At 63.6% G+C, this 15,845-nt stretch carries 24 protein-coding genes; 14 read left to right on the top strand and 10 right to left on the bottom strand.

What is annotated here, in order from left to right; all coding sequences use genetic code 11:
• The first annotated feature begins 16 nt into the window (after positions 1 to 16).
• On the top strand, positions 17 to 301 hold the full coding sequence (locus OM977_RS00440; protein ID WP_264355607.1) for a hypothetical protein: 285 nt from the start codon (positions 17 to 19) through the stop codon (positions 299 to 301).
• Between the two features lie 128 nt (positions 302 to 429).
• Entirely contained in the window at positions 430 to 696 is a 267-nt protein-coding gene (locus OM977_RS00435; protein WP_264355606.1) for a hypothetical protein, read from the top strand.
• Positions 697 to 1,010: 314 nt separating this feature from the next.
• Here the strand turns inward: OM977_RS00435 and OM977_RS00430 are convergent, their stop codons facing one another.
• Complete coding sequence (locus OM977_RS00430) at positions 1,011 to 1,232, bottom strand: hypothetical protein (RefSeq protein ID WP_264355605.1); 222 nt, start codon at positions 1,230 to 1,232, stop codon at positions 1,011 to 1,013.
• 69 nt (positions 1,233 to 1,301) lie between these two features.
• Here OM977_RS00430 and OM977_RS00425 point away from each other — a divergent pair, with 69 nt between their 5' ends.
• Both OM977_RS00425 and OM977_RS00420 read left to right on the top strand, forming a co-directional pair.
• Positions 1,302 to 2,096, top strand: a complete 795-nt coding sequence (locus tag OM977_RS00425) for a universal stress protein (RefSeq protein ID WP_333474024.1) — start codon at positions 1,302 to 1,304, stop codon at positions 2,094 to 2,096.
• Complete coding sequence (locus OM977_RS00420; RefSeq protein WP_264355603.1) at positions 2,083 to 2,985, top strand: universal stress protein; 903 nt, start codon at positions 2,083 to 2,085, stop codon at positions 2,983 to 2,985. The genes OM977_RS00425 and OM977_RS00420 overlap by 14 nt, the downstream gene beginning before the upstream one ends.
• On the opposite strand, the gene OM977_RS00415 is transcribed toward OM977_RS00420, so the two are convergent.
• A complete protein-coding gene (locus OM977_RS00415; RefSeq protein WP_264355602.1) occupies positions 2,982 to 3,362 on the bottom strand; it encodes a DUF7793 family protein in 381 nt (126 codons plus the stop codon). The two genes, OM977_RS00420 and OM977_RS00415, sit on opposite strands and share 4 nt — an antisense overlap.
• 215 nt (positions 3,363 to 3,577) lie before the next feature.
• Between OM977_RS00415 and ppk2 the strand changes: the two genes are divergently transcribed.
• Together ppk2 and OM977_RS00405 are read left to right on the top strand one after the other, a co-directional pair.
• Positions 3,578 to 4,513 (top strand): polyphosphate kinase 2, encoded by a 936-nt coding sequence (ppk2, locus tag OM977_RS00410; protein ID WP_264355601.1) that lies wholly within the window; start codon positions 3,578 to 3,580, stop codon positions 4,511 to 4,513.
• A 24-nt stretch (positions 4,514 to 4,537) separates the two neighbouring features.
• Positions 4,538 to 5,077: a dihydrofolate reductase family protein gene (locus tag OM977_RS00405; protein WP_264355600.1), complete on the top strand. Its 540-nt coding sequence runs from the start codon at positions 4,538 to 4,540 to the stop codon at positions 5,075 to 5,077.
• A gap of 19 nt (positions 5,078 to 5,096) precedes the next feature.
• Here the strand turns inward: OM977_RS00405 and OM977_RS00400 are convergent, their stop codons facing one another.
• From OM977_RS00400 to OM977_RS00390, 3 genes are all read right to left on the bottom strand, one after another.
• Positions 5,097 to 5,417 carry a hypothetical protein gene (locus OM977_RS00400; RefSeq protein WP_264357498.1) on the bottom strand — a complete coding sequence of 107 codons (321 nt, stop codon included), beginning with the start codon at positions 5,415 to 5,417 and terminating at the stop codon, positions 5,097 to 5,099.
• Between the two features lie 786 nt (positions 5,418 to 6,203).
• Positions 6,204 to 7,166, bottom strand: coding sequence for a D-2-hydroxyacid dehydrogenase family protein (locus tag OM977_RS00395; RefSeq protein ID WP_264355599.1), 963 nt, complete (start codon positions 7,164 to 7,166; stop codon positions 6,204 to 6,206).
• Between the two features lie 190 nt (positions 7,167 to 7,356).
• Entirely contained in the window at positions 7,357 to 7,707 is a 351-nt protein-coding gene (locus OM977_RS00390; RefSeq protein ID WP_264355598.1) for an ArsR/SmtB family transcription factor, read from the bottom strand.
• Positions 7,708 to 7,909: 202 nt separating this feature from the next.
• Here OM977_RS00390 and arsB point away from each other — a divergent pair, with 202 nt between their 5' ends.
• From arsB to OM977_RS00375, 3 genes are read left to right on the top strand one after another with little or no spacing between them, the layout of a single operon-like run.
• On the top strand, positions 7,910 to 8,902 hold the full coding sequence (arsB, locus tag OM977_RS00385; protein ID WP_270103256.1) for an ACR3 family arsenite efflux transporter: 993 nt from the start codon (positions 7,910 to 7,912) through the stop codon (positions 8,900 to 8,902).
• A gap of 29 nt (positions 8,903 to 8,931) precedes the next feature.
• The gene (locus OM977_RS00380; protein WP_264355597.1) at positions 8,932 to 9,354 is read left to right on the top strand and encodes an arsenate reductase ArsC; all 423 of its coding nucleotides are present in this window, start codon (positions 8,932 to 8,934) and stop codon (positions 9,352 to 9,354) included.
• A 58-nt stretch (positions 9,355 to 9,412) separates the two neighbouring features.
• Positions 9,413 to 9,946: a DinB family protein gene (locus tag OM977_RS00375; protein ID WP_264355596.1), complete on the top strand. Its 534-nt coding sequence runs from the start codon at positions 9,413 to 9,415 to the stop codon at positions 9,944 to 9,946.
• A gap of 8 nt (positions 9,947 to 9,954) precedes the next feature.
• Here the strand turns inward: OM977_RS00375 and OM977_RS00370 are convergent, their stop codons facing one another.
• The 5 genes from OM977_RS00370 to OM977_RS00350 all read right to left on the bottom strand — a co-directional run bounded on the left by OM977_RS00370 (position 9,955) and on the right by OM977_RS00350 (position 12,884).
• A complete protein-coding gene (locus tag OM977_RS00370) occupies positions 9,955 to 10,197 on the bottom strand; it encodes a hypothetical protein (protein ID WP_264355595.1) in 243 nt (80 codons plus the stop codon).
• 212 nt (positions 10,198 to 10,409) lie between these two features.
• Positions 10,410 to 10,877, bottom strand: a complete 468-nt coding sequence (locus tag OM977_RS00365) for a hypothetical protein (RefSeq protein WP_264355594.1) — start codon at positions 10,875 to 10,877, stop codon at positions 10,410 to 10,412.
• Between the two features lie 261 nt (positions 10,878 to 11,138).
• Positions 11,139 to 11,756, bottom strand: a complete 618-nt coding sequence (locus OM977_RS00360; protein ID WP_264355593.1) for a TetR/AcrR family transcriptional regulator — start codon at positions 11,754 to 11,756, stop codon at positions 11,139 to 11,141.
• 77 nt (positions 11,757 to 11,833) lie between these two features.
• On the bottom strand, positions 11,834 to 12,523 hold the full coding sequence (locus tag OM977_RS00355) for a PAS and ANTAR domain-containing protein (protein WP_264355592.1): 690 nt from the start codon (positions 12,521 to 12,523) through the stop codon (positions 11,834 to 11,836).
• Between the two features lie 34 nt (positions 12,524 to 12,557).
• The gene (locus OM977_RS00350; protein WP_264355591.1) at positions 12,558 to 12,884 is read right to left on the bottom strand and encodes a YegP family protein; all 327 of its coding nucleotides are present in this window, start codon (positions 12,882 to 12,884) and stop codon (positions 12,558 to 12,560) included.
• 342 nt (positions 12,885 to 13,226) lie between these two features.
• Between OM977_RS00350 and OM977_RS00345 the strand changes: the two genes are divergently transcribed.
• From OM977_RS00345 to OM977_RS00325, 5 genes are all read left to right on the top strand, one after another.
• A complete protein-coding gene (locus OM977_RS00345; protein WP_264355590.1) occupies positions 13,227 to 13,592 on the top strand; it encodes an ArsR/SmtB family transcription factor in 366 nt (121 codons plus the stop codon).
• A 122-nt stretch (positions 13,593 to 13,714) separates the two neighbouring features.
• Positions 13,715 to 13,930 (top strand): hypothetical protein, encoded by a 216-nt coding sequence (locus tag OM977_RS00340; protein ID WP_264355589.1) that lies wholly within the window; start codon positions 13,715 to 13,717, stop codon positions 13,928 to 13,930.
• 106 nt (positions 13,931 to 14,036) lie between these two features.
• Positions 14,037 to 14,660, top strand: coding sequence for a DUF998 domain-containing protein (locus OM977_RS00335; protein WP_264357496.1), 624 nt, complete (start codon positions 14,037 to 14,039; stop codon positions 14,658 to 14,660).
• Between the two features lie 32 nt (positions 14,661 to 14,692).
• On the top strand, positions 14,693 to 14,911 hold the full coding sequence (locus tag OM977_RS00330; RefSeq protein WP_264355588.1) for a three-helix bundle dimerization domain-containing protein: 219 nt from the start codon (positions 14,693 to 14,695) through the stop codon (positions 14,909 to 14,911).
• Between the two features lie 240 nt (positions 14,912 to 15,151).
• Positions 15,152 to 15,670, top strand: coding sequence for a GNAT family N-acetyltransferase (locus OM977_RS00325; protein ID WP_264355587.1), 519 nt, complete (start codon positions 15,152 to 15,154; stop codon positions 15,668 to 15,670).
• Positions 15,671 to 15,845: the final 175 nt, after the last annotated feature.

The following is a 15,845-nucleotide window of genomic DNA, read 5'->3' as shown; positions in this document are numbered from 1 at the left end:
ATTGCAGGAGGAACCGATGCCGGAGAATAACGATGACCTGCCCCTCGCGCCGGAGGAGGTGGCGGCGGCCGCGCGGCTTGCCGATGAGGCCCAGTCAAATCTCAGGGATCTGGCCATGTTGGTGATGCGCCGACTAGGCGGTACGGCTGACGCGGGTCAGCCCACGGCTGGTGTGCCGCAGCCCAATTACTGGGCGGAAATCATGCCGGGCCCGGACGGCGGCACGGTATGGAAGCTCCATGAAGGCGACCAGTGCCTCGGTCTTTACGACTATGATCGCGGTGTCTGCCGCCAGTGCTGAGATGCCCTTGAGCGGGACGCCAACCACACGGAAGAATGGATACAAGGCGCTGGATGACTCTGACACCGGGGATCCGTCGTTGCAGAACTGCCGTAGCAACATAATCCGAGAGCAGCAGTGGAGGAACCGTGAGCGAGACAACGTCTATCGAGAAGCTGTGGGACAAACTGGATCCGACGACGCAGGAGTGGCTGAGGGCCAATCCGGGAAGCGTCGTGCTGCCACGGAGCGTGACCGCGGTCATCCGTAAGGCCATGGGAGATCCGGACACCCTGGACGGAACGGATCGGAACGATCAACTCAGCCTCTCCCCGGAGGACCTTGCCTTCATCACTTCCATGGCCAACTCCGCACCCGTGGGCCACCCGGTCTCCATGACTCGACCCACCGCCTGATCGAGGGGAACGCTCGCCCGCTGAGGGACACCTGTTTCCTGGCCTTCCGCCGGTGCAACGTGCCCTGACCGCGTTCGCGCGGCGTGCGCGGTCGCGGCGGCGGCCCTGGCAAGTTCCAACGCCCTGCCCGGGCCGCCTACCCCGGCTTCAACCGCATCGTCGCGAACCGCCGTGGTAAATCCACTTGTACGCCCACTCGCCCGTCAGCGCTAGGGACGTTTGGCCCCTGTCGCCGCGGACGCCGTCCGCTTCCAGCGCTAGGCGCGACCCCTACGGGCTCTGAAGCGGCCTCACCCGTGGTTCGGGGAAACGTGTCAGGGCCGCGCGGCTGCCGCTTCACGGGCCTTTGACCGGATGAATTCCCGGTCCTCTGCAGTGAGCACACTTTCGCCGTGGGAGTTGATCTCGGCGTTTTCGCTCGTTTCCTTATTGAATATCGACGTTAAGGTCCGCGGCAGGACCATGCACCCCGGGTTGTCCATCAGCCACTGTTGTGTGGTCGAGTCGAGCAAGTTCCATTGTTCCTTGATGTGCATATCTACCACTGCTGCCTTTCAGGCATCGGTTCGACGAAAGGACCGATCAGGTGTTTTGCTGACCGGGTAATGCGTGCGATGCGCTCGGGCTGTCCAGATACGGACTGTCACCGGCGGACATGGTTCCCCTCGTCCGCTGCTCCCCCTACCCTATGGGTTTTGGCGCATGAAGAACCGTCCAGCCACATGACAATCTGCCTGTCAATTCCAAAGCACGCGTGCCGAAGGAAACTTTGGTCCCCATCGGTTTCCGGTGTCCTCCCCGGGCTAGGGTGGGCACTGTCGGCAATTGCCGCGAGGAGCCAAGGACGCTGCAATGAGGTGTGGGAGGTGTGGACTATGAACCAGCCGGGAAAAAAGCCCAGAATCGTCGTCGGGGTCGACGGCAGTCCCCCGTCGATACTGGCCTTGCGCTGGGCCGGCGCCCTCGCACCGCTGCTGGAGGCAGAAATAAGGGCTGTTACCGCGTGGGAGTTCGAGATTCTCCCGGGCCACCTAACTCCCGCCGTAGCTAACCCGGATCGCGTCGCCCGGGATGTCTGTTCCGAAGCCGTCTCCAAGGCCTTCGGGGCCGCCGCTCCCCCGGCTCTTGAGCTGGTCATCAGGCAGGGCCCTGCCCCAAAGGTCCTGATCGACGAAAGCCGGCAAGCGCAGCTGCTCATCCTTGGGAGCCGCGGCTGCGGCGGACTCGAAGGCTTGCTCATTGGCGCCGTAAGCGCCGCGGTTACCGAACATGCGAAGTGCTCGGTGCTGGTCGCACATGGCACCGAACTGCCACCATCACTAGCGGCTGCGGCAGAAACAAATTGGGATCACGCTGTCCCCCGGACGTCAGAGGCAGGGCAGAACCATGCAGGAGTCTAGAAACGTCGTCGTCGGCTACGACGGGTCGGTGGAGGCCGGTCATGCGGTCCGCTGGGCCGCGAGACAGGCCGTCCTCAGCGGCTGTGGGCTGCATCTGGTGCACTGTTCCCTGTGGCCGTTGTTGACCCACGACCTGGGTCCGGTCCCAGGGGTGGACAACAGCGGACTCGAACGTTCCGGCGAGATTGCCATGGACGAGGGCGTTGCCCTGGCTCAGGACGAAGCCCCCGGTCTGGAAATCAGAACCAGCCTTATATATGGGTGGGCTGCAGAACATCTGCTGCAGCTCTCCGCCGGTGAAGCGATGCTCGTCGTCGGGAGCCGCGGTATTGGCGGTTTCATGGGTCTCCTGGTGGGGTCCGTGAGCCTGGAAATGGCCGCGACGGCCAGGTGCCCGGTCGCCGTGATCCGTTCTGACGAGCACCCTGAGGGGCCCGTCGTCGTCGCGGTGGACAGCTCGGGCTCCCCAACGGCGCTCCGGGATGCGTGCGTTCTGGCGTCCTCGACGGGCGCGGCACTGACCGTTGTCCACGTCCAGCATGCACCTGCAGGTTTCAAGAGGCTTCGAGACCCGGCCGGAGACAGTGCGGAACTACTCGAGGCAGTCCTGCACAGCGCGCGGGAGACGGCACCGGGAATCAGCATTGAGGGACGGCTGCTGACCGACGCCTCCATTCCCAGAGCCATCCTGGAAGCCGCACGCGGCGCACGCATCACCGTGGTGGGGACCAAAGGAGACGGACTCATCCGAGGCACCATCGGCTCCACAGCCCACGCCGTCCTGCACCATGCCAAGGGGCCCGTTCTCATGTCCCGCCGCCGCCTTGGTCCGGTCGGGGAGGAAATTGCAGATGCGTTCCCCGAGGACAAGCCGATCATAGTTGCCTAACTGCGGATCCCGGCGACCTCTGTCAGCCAGGTGATGGCGGCGTCCTTGGAGGTAAAAAACTCGTGCGGGTATTTCGTGTGCCGGCTCGTGCCTGCAGCCATCACCCGGTCGACTGCGCTGGATCCAAGGACCGCGATGGCCAGCACATCCTTACTTTGAGCGAAAACGTACCTGGCCGCCGCGCTGAACTCAACATCGGTCATTTCGGAGAGCATCGGCATCGGCGTCCCGCCAGTGATACGTTCCACGGCACGCATGGCGTCCCTGGCGTCGTCAACGTCCACAACGGAACCGGGGCGCCAGACACTCTCCAGTATCCCTGCGTTCACCGTGAGGGAGTTCTTCCCGTCAGCGGCGTCCATTCGTCCCGGCATCATGCCGTTGATTCTAGGCCTGATCTGCGACGATACTCTCCGACTCGCTCTCGGCGTGGCCAGCCGGCCACTGATTGGTCGACTCCTCAGCCCCTCCCTATCGTGAGCTCCACCTGTCGGCTTAGGCTGGTCGCATCCTACTCAGTGGAGTATCGACGACGGCGGCCGGCACCTTGGGCTGCCGATGGCGGTTCGGCGAGGATGAAGGGAGGCCTGCGATGGTGCAGGCGGACACGCCATGGACACCCGAGGATCAGGGCTGGCTCCGCGAGAACCTCCGGGAAGCCATCGACCATCTAGTGGAAATGGGCTACACGGTGCGCGGGGGCCAGGGCGAGGATCCGGAACTGATCCATCCCGGCGGATCAGCCGTGGAGACCTGGCGGGAGGACTACCCGTACGACGAGCGGATGTCCCGTGAGGAGTACGAGCTGGAGAAATACCGGCTGCAGGTTGAGCTGCTGAAGTTCCAGTACTGGGGTCAGGATCAGGAGCTCAGGAACGTGATTGTTTTCGAGGGCAGGGACGCGGCTGGCAAGGGCGGAACGATTAAGCGCTTCACCGAGCACCTGAATCCCCGCTCCGCCCGGGCCGTGGCTTTGAACAAACCGTCCGACCGTGAACTGGGCCAGTGGTATTTCCAGCGCTACGTCCAGCATCTGCCAACGGCCGGGGAGATCGTGATGTTCGACCGCTCCTGGTACAACCGGGCGAATGTGGAGCGGGTCATGGGCTTCTGCACGGAACAGGAGTACGACACGTTTATGTGGCAGGCGCCGGTCTTCGAAAGGATGCTGGTGGACTCCGGGATCCATCTCACCAAGTTCTGGTTCTCGGTGACCCGCCACGAGCAGCGAACGCGCTTCGCGATCCGGCAGATCGACCCGGTGCGGCGCTGGAAGCTCTCGCCCATAGACTTGGCCTCCTTGGACCGGTGGGAGGACTACACGGAGGCCAAGGAAGAGACGTTCCTGCGCACGGACACCGATCATGCGCCGTGGATAACCATCAAATCCAACGATAAGAAGCGGGGGCGGATCAACGCCATGCGCTTCTTCCTCAACCAGTTCGACTACGAGGGCAAGGACACGTCAGTGGTCCACGAGCCGGACGCTCTGATCGTCCGCCGCGGCCGCGATGCCGTCGGCGACTAGCGCCCCCGACCTGAAGGAGATTTCATGGGTAAGCTCACCGTCACGGCTTTTACCACTCTGGACAATGTCGCCGAGGATCCCCATCTCTGGTCAGGCCCGTTCTTCAGCGAAGCCACCGGCGCGTTTAACGACGAAGTCCTGGCCCCGGCGGACTCGATGCTGCTCGGCCGGGTCACCTATGACGGCTTCGCCGCCGCCTGGCCGTCGCGATCGGGCAACTACACCGCCGACAAGTTCAACGCCATGCCAAAGTACGTCGTGTCCACCACCATGGAGCACGCGGACTGGAACAACAGCACGATTGTCGCCGAGGACATACCCGGCCGGATCCGGGCCCTTCGCGAGCGGGAGAACGTGATCGTCTGGGGAAGCCCGACGCTCGTCAAGACGCTCATGAAGGAGGGTCTTGTCGACGAGTACGTTCTGCTGGTTTCGCCCATCGTGCTCGGGCGCGGCAAGAAGATGCTGCCGGAAGACGGAACCCGGCACACGCTGCGCATTGTCGAACCGCGGCTCCTCGAAGGCGGGATGCTCGCTCTACGGATGACACCGGCAGCGCCCTGAGGAGCGACTCCATCAGTCATCAGTCCGGGAGGCTGGCATCGACAGGGAAGGTCATGAACGCCGGCACCTCGTACGGGTGCACGGACAGTGCGGCAGCGACGACGGCGTTGCGCCTGGAGCGCGGGTAGATTGCCTCGATCCGGGTTTCCGGAACCTCCTCGGGGGAATTGACGACGCCGATCGTCGGGTTCGCGCCCGGCAGGGGCGTAAAGCGCCCCACGCCTTCGAGGCTGAACGAGCAGTGCGAGTAGTTGCCCAAGCCGCCCGCCCCGGCGTCGCCAATCGCCTGCCGGACTGCGTGGGCAGCCTCCGTGGGGACGTAGATGACCAGACAGTCCATTGGCTCCATGGCAGAAAGTCTCCCATGGAGCACAGATGAGTATGGGGCCGCAGACGGCGGTACTGCCCGCCGCATACGCCCCGCCATTCCGGCATTTCCGGGATGAGATTGTCCTTGACTTTAGCCCTCGACGGGACAAACGTGGGCTCCGAGGGCAGCATACCTGGCCGGCCGTTCGGCCGAATCGCCTCATTCAGCGACCCGGACGGCAATGGCTGGGTTCTCCAGGAGATCAAGTCCCGGCTTCCGGACCGCCGAGAGGAGACGCGACGTTCTCGGAGATTTACACCGCCGCACTGAAAGCGCTCCGCAAGGAGATTTCGGCAACGCGCTCGGCACGCGGCCATTCATGGTGATCTGACGAAAGGAACACAAACCGCGAAGGAGGAACCCATGATGAAACTTAAGGCACGTGGCGTTGCGTTCCCTCTCCGAAGCCAGACATTTCGCCGCCCGCAGGAAGACGGCCCTGCCGGGGTCCGGCGGCAACCGGCAACCGGCGGGGAACCCCCGGCCAGGATCATTGATAGCTACAACCATCGGCATTTCTCCGCGGTAAGGCCGGATGAACCGGCAATCAGCGGGCATACCCTGACGACCAGCGGAGGGGCACAGTCTGGCTGTATGTGCTCGGCATCGTCACCACCCTGTACCTGCTCGGTCTGCTGTTTATCCTGTTCGGCTGAGCTAATCCACCTGCGCCGGGGTTCGGGCGGCGCTGGGCCGCTACTTAGAGTCCTGCCCACTTTCCTTCATAGATACGACCATCTGGCGGGAACCTCGCTTCTAGTCCGTCAATTGGCGTACCGGGGCGCCAGCCAGCCATGATTTGATGTCCTCGAGGGCTCCGCCGTAGAAGCGCGCGTAGCTCTCATGGGTGACGTACCCCAAGTGCGGTGTCAGGAGCGTGTTCGGGGCGGCCAACAGCGGATGGCCCGCTGGCAACGGTTCCTGATCGTAGACATCCACGGCAGCACTCCGGATCCAGCCTTCTTTGAGGGCGCGAATGAGGGCAGCTTGGTCGACGAGGGGGCCCCGGGCCGTGTTGACGAGCATGCCGCCCGGGCCCAGCAGCCGCAGTTCCTTTTCACCGACTGTTCCTTCCGAGCGCTTGGACAGGCGGAGGTGAAGGGTCACGACGACGGATTCCCGGAAAAGGTCATCCTTGCTGACTCTCCGCACTCCTGCGGCCGTTGCTGTCGCCTCGTCCAGGTTCTGGCTCCAGGCCAGGACGTTCATGCCGAAAGCGTGCGCGTAGGCTGCCACCTTGTGCCCGATCTTCCCCAGCCCAACTATCCCCAGGGTCTTGCCGGCAAGTTCAGAACCCACTGTGTTCTGCCAACGGCCGGCGCGGAGCGCGTTCTCTTCAGCGGCTACGTTTCGGGCCAAAGCCATGAGCAGCGCCCACGTCAGCTCCGGGGCGGCCGACGGTGATCCGCCCGTCCCGCAGACGGTGACGCCATGATCCGCCGCCGCTGCGAGATCGATGGCGGCGTTTGCGGCGCCGGTGGTGACCAGCAATTTCAGGCGGGGCAGCTTCCCCAGTACAGCGCGCGGAAAAGGCGTCCTTTCCCGCATGGCGACAACTATGTCGAAGCCCGAGAGGGCCTGGATGGCGTCGGCGTCCGAGGCGAACGGCCGGCTGAAAACAGTTACGCTGACCCCGTCCGCACGGAGGGAGTTCCAGTCGGCGTAGTCGGCTGAAACCTGCTGGTAGTCATCCAGAATTGCCAGCCGATATCCGGTCATATGTGTTCAGTCCCCTGGTTCCAGGCGGGTTTCCCGACAAGGTGCACGGAGTTCCGACTGTCGCCCAGATTCGCGGACCCGTGTGCGGTCTCAGTGTAGACGGCAAATCCTTCGCGGTAGATCCGCTCTGGAAGTGGCCGGTCGTCCTGGCGCAGGGGACGAATGGGCGACCTGGGTGTTTCCGTCGGTGTCAGAGGGAAGACAAGAGTCCGGCGGCCTGTTCCAGCGCGCCCGGCACCAGGGAGTAATAGGCCCAGGTGCCGCGCTTCTCTCGGGTCAGCAACCCGGCCTCGACCAGAATTTTGAGATGGTGGGAGACCGTCGGCTGGCCCAAATCCAGGGGCTCGGTGAGGTCGCAGACGCAGGCTTCCCCGGACGCGCCGGCCTTGACGATGGAGAGCAGGCGCAGGCGGTTCGGGTCGGCCAGTGCCTTGAAAACCAGGGCTCTCCGCTGTGCTTCGTCAGTGCTGAGCGACGGCTTCGCCGACGGAGCACAGCACGCGGCTTCGGTCCCGGGCTCGAACGTGGGCAGAGAGATCATGAACCCATTATGCACATACATTGACATTCATCGATATAGATGCGGATACTTCACATATCGACATTCATCAATCCTGCCCGAGCAGCATGGGAGCACCGTGAGTATCCGGACGCAATTACCGCCTCCCGCCACCGGAGAGGCCGCCGTCATCGGCAAACTCTCCGCGTTGGACCGGTTCCTGCCGGTCTGGATTGCGGCAGCCATGCTGCTGGGCCTGGCGCTCGGCAGCGTGATCCCCGGCTTGAACACCGCCCTGGACTCGGTCAAGGTCGGGGAAGTGTCGCTGCCGATCGCCGTCGGCCTGCTGGTCATGATGTACCCGGTGCTGGCCAAGGTTCGCTATGACCAGACACACCGCGTCCTCGCGGACCGCAGACTGATGGTGTCCTCGTTGGTGATCAACTGGGTGTTGGCGCCGGCGTTCATGTTCGTCCTCGCGTGGCTCTTCCTGGCTGACCTTCCGGAGTACCGTACTGGCCTGATCATCGTGGGCCTGGCCCGCTGCATCGCCATGGTGATGATCTGGAACGACCTCGCCTGCGGCGATCGCGAGTCGGCCGCTGTGCTGGTGGCCATCAACTCCGTCTTCCAGGTCATCGCCTTCGGCTCCCTGGGCTGGTTCTACCTCCAGCTCCTGCCCTCCTGGCTGGGCCTACCGACCGCCAGCGCGGACTTCTCCTTCTGGGCCATCACCACCTCGGTGCTGGTATTTCTGGGACTCCCGCTGCTTGCCGGTTTTCTCACCCGCACCCTGGGTGAACGTGCCCACGGCCGGGATTGGTACGAGGGCACCTTCCTCCCCAAGCTGGGTCCGTGGGCGCTTTACGGCCTGCTGTTCACCATCACCCTGCTCTTCGCGCTGCAGGGCGGCACCATTACCGCCCGGCCGCTGGACGTCGCCCGGATCGCCTCGCCCCTGCTGGTCTACTTCGTCGTGGTCTTCGGCGCCAGCATGCTGGTCGGCAAGGGGCTGGGACTCGGCTACGCGAAAACCACCACGCTGGCGTTCACCGCCGCGGGCAACAATTTCGAGCTGGCCATCGCTGTGGCGATCGGCACGTTCGGGGTCACCTCCGGCCAGGCGCTGGCCGGCGTCGTCGGACCCCTGATTGAAGTCCCCGCCCTCGTCGTCCTTGTCTACGCCGCGCTCTGGGCACGGAAGCGTTTCTTTACCGACGTCCCTGCCTCCCGCTAATCACCGATAAACCTCAGGAGAACACGAGCATGACCACGGAAACCGTCAAGAAACCCTCCGTCCTCTTTGTCTGCGTCCACAACGCCGGCCGCTCCCAGATGGCTGCCGCGTTCCTCATGACATTGGGCAAGGGCGCGATCGAGGTCCGTTCCGCCGGGTCCCAGCCGGCAGACAAGGTCAACCCGGCCGCCGTGGAGGCAATGGCCGAACTCGGTATCGACATGTCCGCCGAAATCCCCAAGGTCCTCACGACGGCAGCCGTGAAGGAGTCCGACGTGGTCATAACCATGGGCTGCGGTGACGAATGCCCGTATTTCCCCGGCAAGCGTTACGAGGACTGGGTCCTCGAGGATCCGGCCGGGCAGGGCGTGGACGCCGTCCGCCCGATCCGAGACGAGATCAAGTCCCGCATCGAGGGACTCATCGCATCCCTCACCCCCGGGGCCAAGTAGGCCCGCCTTACGACTCGGCCGGCCCGCCAGCTAAATCACCTACTCGGAAAGGCGCGCAGTGAATCCCACGAGGGACGAGATCCTGGCCGGGTACAGCCGCGCCGGCCAAGACCTCGGCGCCTGGCTGCAGAGCGCAACGCCCACCGAGCTGGGCCGCGCGAGCCACGGCACACGCTGGACCAACGAGGAACTGCTCTTCCACATGGTCTTCGGCTACATGGTGGTCCGCGCCCTGCTTCCGCTAGTCCAAATTGTCAGCCGCCTCCCAGAACCGGTCGGCAGGGCATTCGCCGCTTCCCTGAACGCGGGAACGCGCCCGTTTGATGTCGTCAATTACTGGGGCTCCCGCGCAGCCGCTGTCCTCTACAACAGGCACCGGATGCTCCGGAAGCTGCAGAAAACCACCGCAGCGATCTCACGCCGGCTCGAACACGAGACCGCCCGGTCTCTCTCCAGGTCGATGCCCTTCCCGGACAGGTGGGACCCCTTTTTCGCCCCCTCGATGTCGGTCATTGACGTCTACGCCTACCCCACACTCCATTTCGATTTCCACGCCAAACAACTGAGCCTGGGGCGGCCGCGCCCGTCCTGAGGACAAAGTCAATCGACGGTAGCGAAAGCCGCGGCGATCCGCTCCAGCGACTCTTCCTTCGACATCCCGGCCATCTCGGCGATCATGCCCACCAGCGCCTCGCACACTCTCCCTAGTGCGGCGATGGCTTCCGAGCTTCCGCCGCGGAGATCCCTGGTAATCGTGGTGAAGCTCTGCGGGTCGTTGAGGACAAAAGTCGTGAGGATCGCTAAGCCCAGATCCAGTAGCTCGTCCGGCCCTTGCTCGTCCATCGCAAATCCTCCTTGATTTGGAAGGAAGGCCGGCGCTAAATCCGGCTGTCTAGCCGAAAATAACCCTGGGCGGTTGTGAACAGCTTGTAGAAAAGCTGTAACTGCTGACAAGAGGCTTCGGCGTGTCCGGGCACGCAGTGCATCGGCGTCGACGTCGCGACATGGCAAGGGCGGGACCCCGCCAGTGCTGGCTATCAGTGCCAGAGCCTGATCTAACTGCCGTTCCCCGACTTGCCATCCAGCCCGCTCGGACCAGTGCGACCATAACGCGCTTTTAGGGTGGGATGGTGATGCAAGACGGGGCCGCGTTCGTGTGGACGAAGCGTGGGCAATTGCCTCACCGCTGACAGCGACGGCTGCTCAGGCGTTTCGGCTCCGCCAGCATCCTGCTCGGCGGGCAACCATTCGACGGGAATGCCTGTGGCGGCTGCCTGTCGGAGGTCGCTCAGGTGCTCAGCCAGCGCAATCTCCGGTCGTCCCGGGTTGGCATCCACACATTTACGCAAGTGATCCTGGGCGCGGGACTGCTCCGGTGCAGAATCGGCAAGCACCATCGCGATAATCCCTGCGGCCTGCCGGCGTATCCCCCAGGCCTCGCCGGACCCGGGTTCGGCGGTCCACTGGCCTGCGGTCCGGTTCAAGGGGGGAATTTCGGAAAAGAACGACTGCTCCATCGACATTGGCTATTCCCTTCCCGGTCCGGCTGAGCCCGCATCTGGCACGTCCTCTACGCTTCCGCCTTCACTTGTCGTACCAGCGGAACGGAGGACCTTAATGGAACTTTACAACGGTACCGACCGGTCTGTCCCTAGGGATAAATAAACCTTCAAAACGTCGAAACGCTTCCAGCCTACTGAGGCGTCTCGTGGCGTGAGGACGGTTGTTTCCGACCTGCCGCAGCCGGGAGGGCGGTCCCTTCAGCCGCCGTTGCCAATCCAGGACTACAAGTCCCGGTGGTGTTCGATGAGCCAGCGGGCCATCTGCTGGGCACGCTTGGAAGCCAGGGTGTCCCCTTCAGACGCAGAGATGATGGAGCCTTTCATCAGAATGTGCCAGGATCGCGCAAATTCCTCTGGTCTGTTGAGCCCTGCTTCCTCAGCCAAGGCCTGAATGTGTCCCCGGATGCCCGTGAGGTAATCGATGCTCGCCTTCCCCAAGGGATGCCCAGGCCCCATCTCCAACAAGACGTTAATAAACGTGCACGCCTCGAAGTCCTCGCGCTGGAACCAGTCCCCGAACACGTCAAAAACAGCGAGCAGCCGCCCCTCCGCGGTGTTGCCCCGCCTCCGTGCCTCGGCGACGATGAGATCCACGGTCCACACCTGATCCCGGAGCTCCAAGACAGCAAGCACCAGTGCGTCCTTGGAAGGAAAATGCCGGTAGAACGTTGCCTTGGAGACCTCTGAACTCACGATCAGCTCGTTGACGCCGACACCGCGGATACCGCGGCTGGCGAACAAGTCATAGGCGGTAGCGAGAATACGATCCACCGGCTCATGGCGTCCTGCCATGGCCGTGGCGGGCAGCAGTGTGGGACCGGCGGCATCGTGGGCAGTCATCGTGGAACAAATTTTACACGGCACCGGAAGGGACCGACTGGTCTGGAGAAGGGGCGACGGACGGATCTGGCGCCTTACTACCGCTGGCGGTGAAGAGTTCGGCCGCCCTCGTGATGCCCCACGACGCGGCCGTCGACTGCATGGACGAGGCTGAGCAGCGGGTTGGGCTCCTGCGTATTGTTAGCCAGCCGGAGGATTGCCGCCGCCACGTCGGCGATCTTGATGTTGTGGCGCTGGCTGTAGGCGCACAGCCGCTCGAAGGCGGCGTCGGAGCCGATGTGCAGGATTCCCATCAAGACGCCTTTGGCCTGTTCGATGACGCCCCTTGCGCCGATCGCCCCGGCGATCGCATCGCGGGCGGACCTGTCCGTTTCCAACTGAAGCGTCTTTGTCAGGTCCAGGATGAATCCATCGATGAAAAGCAGTCTCCCATCAATATCCGCCACGCCCTCGCCCGCGGTCAGAACGCGGCGCTCCCGCCGTCGTGAGTCGACAAGACGGTGGTAGCTCGCGAAAAAACCTCCCACGCGACACGCTTCCTCAAAGATCTCCCGGCACCTCTTTCGGTCGTCAGGATGCTTGTGCGACATAACGACGCCGATAGTGGGCACGACGTCCCCGCGCTGGTATCCGTGGATGAGGTAGATCTCATCGGACCACTGCATTTCCCCGGACACGACGTCGTAGCGAAAGGTCCCCGCCAGGCAGTCCTCGGCGACCAGAGCACTGGAGTAGGCCTGCAGGGCCTTCAATTGAGTTACAGACATGGACACCCTCTTGGCCCATCGGCGGCCGCGACAGTCAGCACGGGCTGAGCCCGGCCGGAACGCCCCGCGTCCCCAGGGTCTGCCGCCACCGCCCGATCGTCTTCTGTGCGCCCCCGTCCCGAATGCTGGCGCCCACCGGCATTTCCTCGGTCACAGGCTGGGGGGCGGCATGATTTTGGGCTGCCGCAAGTTCCGTTACCAGCCCCATGCCGGCATACTCGCGTACTGCCGCGATTCCGGCCACCGCCGACGGCTTGTCGGGAAAGCGCCTGGAAAGGGCCATCTCCGTTCCGTCAGGAGCAGTGAGTCGAAATCGGTACGAGGCGTCGGAGTCGGTGAACAATTCGAACATGCCGGTCATTGAATTCTCCTTGAAGCCGGGACCATTCCGTTCCCGGTGACGCCTTTGTCACCGGCAACAGCCTGAATCCATCTGTTGGATGCCAACCCTCAGCGAAGGGTCGATCCGAATTGATGAATTCATGAAAGTCTGAACTACGGTTCCGCCCGGCGCAAGAGGGGTCCGCCAACTCCCGCGTGCCACGACACGACGCCGGTCCGGGGCTACCATGAGATATGCAGAAGGGGTGTTCTTTGCGCCGGCTGCGAGACAGACTTTTCTGTCTCGCACATGCTAATTTTTTCTTTCAGAGGGTTCGCGGACGGGCCTCATCGTATTTGAATGTGAAGGAGGGAGGTCCCAATGCCGGATGATCTTCCCGCAGGTCTGGTCATGACCGAAGTGAAGGCCGAGCTCTTCAAGTCAATCGGCCACCCCGCCCGAATCCAGCTCCTGGAAATGCTCGCTGACGGGGCCATCGCCGTAAGTCAACTACGCGATAACACGGGACTGGAGCCATCGAATCTTTCCCAGCATCTGGGTGTTCTGCGCCGCCAGCGCCTGATTGTCCCTTCGCGACGCAACGGACGGCTGTTTTACGAACTTGCAAGCCCCGAGGTCAATGCCCTGCTCGCGGCCGCCCGGTCCCTGCTCGGGACACTCCTTCACACCCCGCGGTTGACCCTGAGCCCCCTGGAGGAAGCACCGCGGGAGGAGGCACTCCGCTAGCATTTGGAGGCGGGACTGACCTGTCTGTCCCGCCGTAGTCTAAAATGACCGCTCGGCACCAATGATGGACGCGCCGCTCGGCTTGACCGCAATGAAGCAGTTAAAGGACTGGAGGACCACCGGTGAACGACGAGGAAATCCTGGCCGTAGAGGCGGCCGCAGCACGGCTCGAATCATCAAGCCCCAGCGGAGAGTATGCGGCGGCAAATCTTCAATCCGCTGTGGCTGCGGCAGTTACCAAGGGCAAATCCATAAGGGACGTGGCGGTGGCAGCACACCTCACGGTCCTGGAGGTTTTGGACGCGGCCGACGCAGCCACCTACCGAGGGCCCGCTTAGTAGGCGGCGCGGACCACCCGGGCACTGGAGGCCTCTTCTGAGCCGCCCCCACACCGGCCCGGCTGCGACCGGTCGCCGGCCGGTCGAACCGGCAGCCGTGGCCGGCATGCTCGGGGCAGTTCTTTTCGTGTCCGTCTTTACAGTTGGCGGGTGGCTTTCTCCCAATTATTCCGCGACCCGCATGTTCGTCAGCGAATTGTCCTTGGGCCCCCTCGGCTGGGTCCAGATCCTCAACTTTGTAATGACCGGCATCTTGGTCCTGCTGTTCGGCCGCGGTCTCGGCGCGCACTTCAGCACCGGCGCGGCATCGAGGGCCGGACCGGTGCTTGTGCAGAGCATCGGAGTCAGCCTCATTGCGTCCGGACCATTCACCACCGATCCGTCGTCGATGTTCGACCAATCCACCGTGCACGGAATTGTGCACGGCATTTTTGGCGCCCTCGTGTTCACATTCGCGCCTCTCAGCTGCTTCGTCTTCTACCGGCGGTTCCGCAGCGACCCAGCCTGGCGCCCACTGGCGGGGTGGACGCTCGCAATCGGTGCCATCCTCGCCGTCGGGATCCCTCTGCTCAAGATCAGCCAGCAGCCCGGGAGCGGACTGTTCGAGTGGAAAGGCCTGGTGCAACGCGTCCTCCTGGTCGCGTTCATGGCCTGGGTTTTTACGGTCGCAGCCCGCCTGCGTTCCCACCACTCGGGCCGAAGACAAAGGCCCGAGGCAGCATTGCATTGACGGCTGCCGACTCTCCGGATGACACTGGTCCGGTGAGCTACGCAGAAAGCGAATCAACCATTCTCAAGGTTGTTGACCGTCTGGCCGTGCGGTTTCCTGGCGCTCCCAAGACTCGCATCGCAGAAATCGTGCGCGAGGAATATGAGTCCCTCGCTTCCGGCCGGATCCGGATCTATATCCCCACCTTGATCGAGAACGCCGCAAGGAACCGGCTCCACAGCGAGTTCGACAGCTTAGCAACCTTCGACTGACGGCAGGGGTCTTGGGCCCGTCGCCGAACCGGTCCGCCTGCCCTCAGTGAACAGCCGCATCCTGATCGCACAGGCCAAGGGCGTCATTGGCCATCTACGACACCTCTGAAAAAGTCATCCCCTTCGAAGCACTGTCTGACCGCACGAAACCTGCAAGACGTTTGCCTTCCGCGCAGGACCCGGATGCCGGACACTGTGTTCAGGGGGTGTCATCCGCGAACCGAGGAAGGCCTGGCCGTCATGAACCCTTTGATCACGCTCGCTGCATCGACCCGGCCGCACGATGGGCCTGCGGCTGGCGTCCCCGTCCGGCCCATTGAAGCCGGGGACCTTCCTGAACTCATCCGGATGTACGCGCATGCCTATGCCGACGTACCGGTCCCGTCCGACGATGGCAGTCCCGAATGGATCCTTGCCCTGTTCGACGGCGTCCACGGCCGCCTCGTTCCCGGAGCGTCCCTGGTCACCATCCACACGGATGGCAGTCTCACCGCCGCCATCATCACCACGGACGCGCCGCCGGGAACCAAAGGCGGCGGGGAAGCTTTCATCGCCGAACTCATCACACGCCCCGAGCACCGCCGCCAAGGGCTGGCTGAAGAACTCCTCCGCCACTGCATGCAGGCCCTGCATGCCATGGGCCGAAGCACCGTGGCCGTCAGCGTCGACAGCGCCAATGCTGCGGCGATGGCTCTCTACCTGTCCAGGGATTTCCGCCGCCTCACGGATGACAGCGACTCCGACGGGGATAACGACTGAGTCGGCGGCTGGCCCCATGGGCTCGAGACCACGGGGCCAGCGTTCAGGGCGCCGACATTCAGGGGGTGAATGCCGTCTGGCCCGCCCCGCGCTGGGCTCATGGGCCACGTCCTGGGGTAAAACTAGGCGCGTGACCTCCACTTTTCCTTGGCCTGTCCAGGCCGGGTCCGTGAGC

The sequence above is a fragment of the Pseudarthrobacter sp. MM222 genome, assembly GCF_947090775.1.
GTDB lineage: Bacteria > Actinomycetota > Actinomycetes > Actinomycetales > Micrococcaceae > Arthrobacter.
This window is presented reverse-complemented; position numbering and strand designations above follow the sequence as displayed.

Bases quoted from the DNA above. Each gene is read 5' to 3' on its own strand.
- OM977_RS00440 (WP_264355607.1), top strand. From the start codon at position 17: ATGCCGGAGAATAACGATGACCTGCCCCTCGCGCCGGAGGAGGTGGCG.
- OM977_RS00430 (WP_264355605.1), bottom strand. From the start codon at position 1,232: ATGCACATCAAGGAACAATGGAACTTGCTCGACTCGACCACACAACAG.
- OM977_RS00425 (WP_333474024.1), top strand. From the start codon at position 1,302: ATGCGTGCGATGCGCTCGGGCTGTCCAGATACGGACTGTCACCGGCGG.
- OM977_RS00420 (WP_264355603.1), top strand. From the start codon at position 2,083: ATGCAGGAGTCTAGAAACGTCGTCGTCGGCTACGACGGGTCGGTGGAG.
- OM977_RS00415 (WP_264355602.1), bottom strand. From the start codon at position 3,362: ATGATGCCGGGACGAATGGACGCCGCTGACGGGAAGAACTCCCTCACG.
- ppk2 (WP_264355601.1), top strand. From the start codon at position 3,578: ATGGTGCAGGCGGACACGCCATGGACACCCGAGGATCAGGGCTGGCTC.
- OM977_RS00405 (WP_264355600.1), top strand. From the start codon at position 4,538: ATGGGTAAGCTCACCGTCACGGCTTTTACCACTCTGGACAATGTCGCC.
- OM977_RS00400 (WP_264357498.1), bottom strand. From the start codon at position 5,417: ATGGACTGTCTGGTCATCTACGTCCCCACGGAGGCTGCCCACGCAGTC.
- OM977_RS00395 (WP_264355599.1), bottom strand. From the start codon at position 7,166: ATGACCGGATATCGGCTGGCAATTCTGGATGACTACCAGCAGGTTTCA.
- OM977_RS00390 (WP_264355598.1), bottom strand. From the start codon at position 7,707: ATGATCTCTCTGCCCACGTTCGAGCCCGGGACCGAAGCCGCGTGCTGT.
- arsB (WP_270103256.1), top strand. From the start codon at position 7,910: ATGCTGCTGGGCCTGGCGCTCGGCAGCGTGATCCCCGGCTTGAACACC.
- OM977_RS00380 (WP_264355597.1), top strand. From the start codon at position 8,932: ATGACCACGGAAACCGTCAAGAAACCCTCCGTCCTCTTTGTCTGCGTC.
- OM977_RS00370 (WP_264355595.1), bottom strand. From the start codon at position 10,197: ATGGACGAGCAAGGGCCGGACGAGCTACTGGATCTGGGCTTAGCGATC.
- OM977_RS00365 (WP_264355594.1), bottom strand. From the start codon at position 10,877: ATGTCGATGGAGCAGTCGTTCTTTTCCGAAATTCCCCCCTTGAACCGG.
- OM977_RS00360 (WP_264355593.1), bottom strand. From the start codon at position 11,756: ATGACTGCCCACGATGCCGCCGGTCCCACACTGCTGCCCGCCACGGCC.
- OM977_RS00355 (WP_264355592.1), bottom strand. From the start codon at position 12,523: ATGTCTGTAACTCAATTGAAGGCCCTGCAGGCCTACTCCAGTGCTCTG.
- OM977_RS00350 (WP_264355591.1), bottom strand. From the start codon at position 12,884: ATGACCGGCATGTTCGAATTGTTCACCGACTCCGACGCCTCGTACCGA.
- OM977_RS00345 (WP_264355590.1), top strand. From the start codon at position 13,227: ATGCCGGATGATCTTCCCGCAGGTCTGGTCATGACCGAAGTGAAGGCC.
- OM977_RS00335 (WP_264357496.1), top strand. From the start codon at position 14,037: ATGCTCGGGGCAGTTCTTTTCGTGTCCGTCTTTACAGTTGGCGGGTGG.
- OM977_RS00325 (WP_264355587.1), top strand. From the start codon at position 15,152: ATGAACCCTTTGATCACGCTCGCTGCATCGACCCGGCCGCACGATGGG.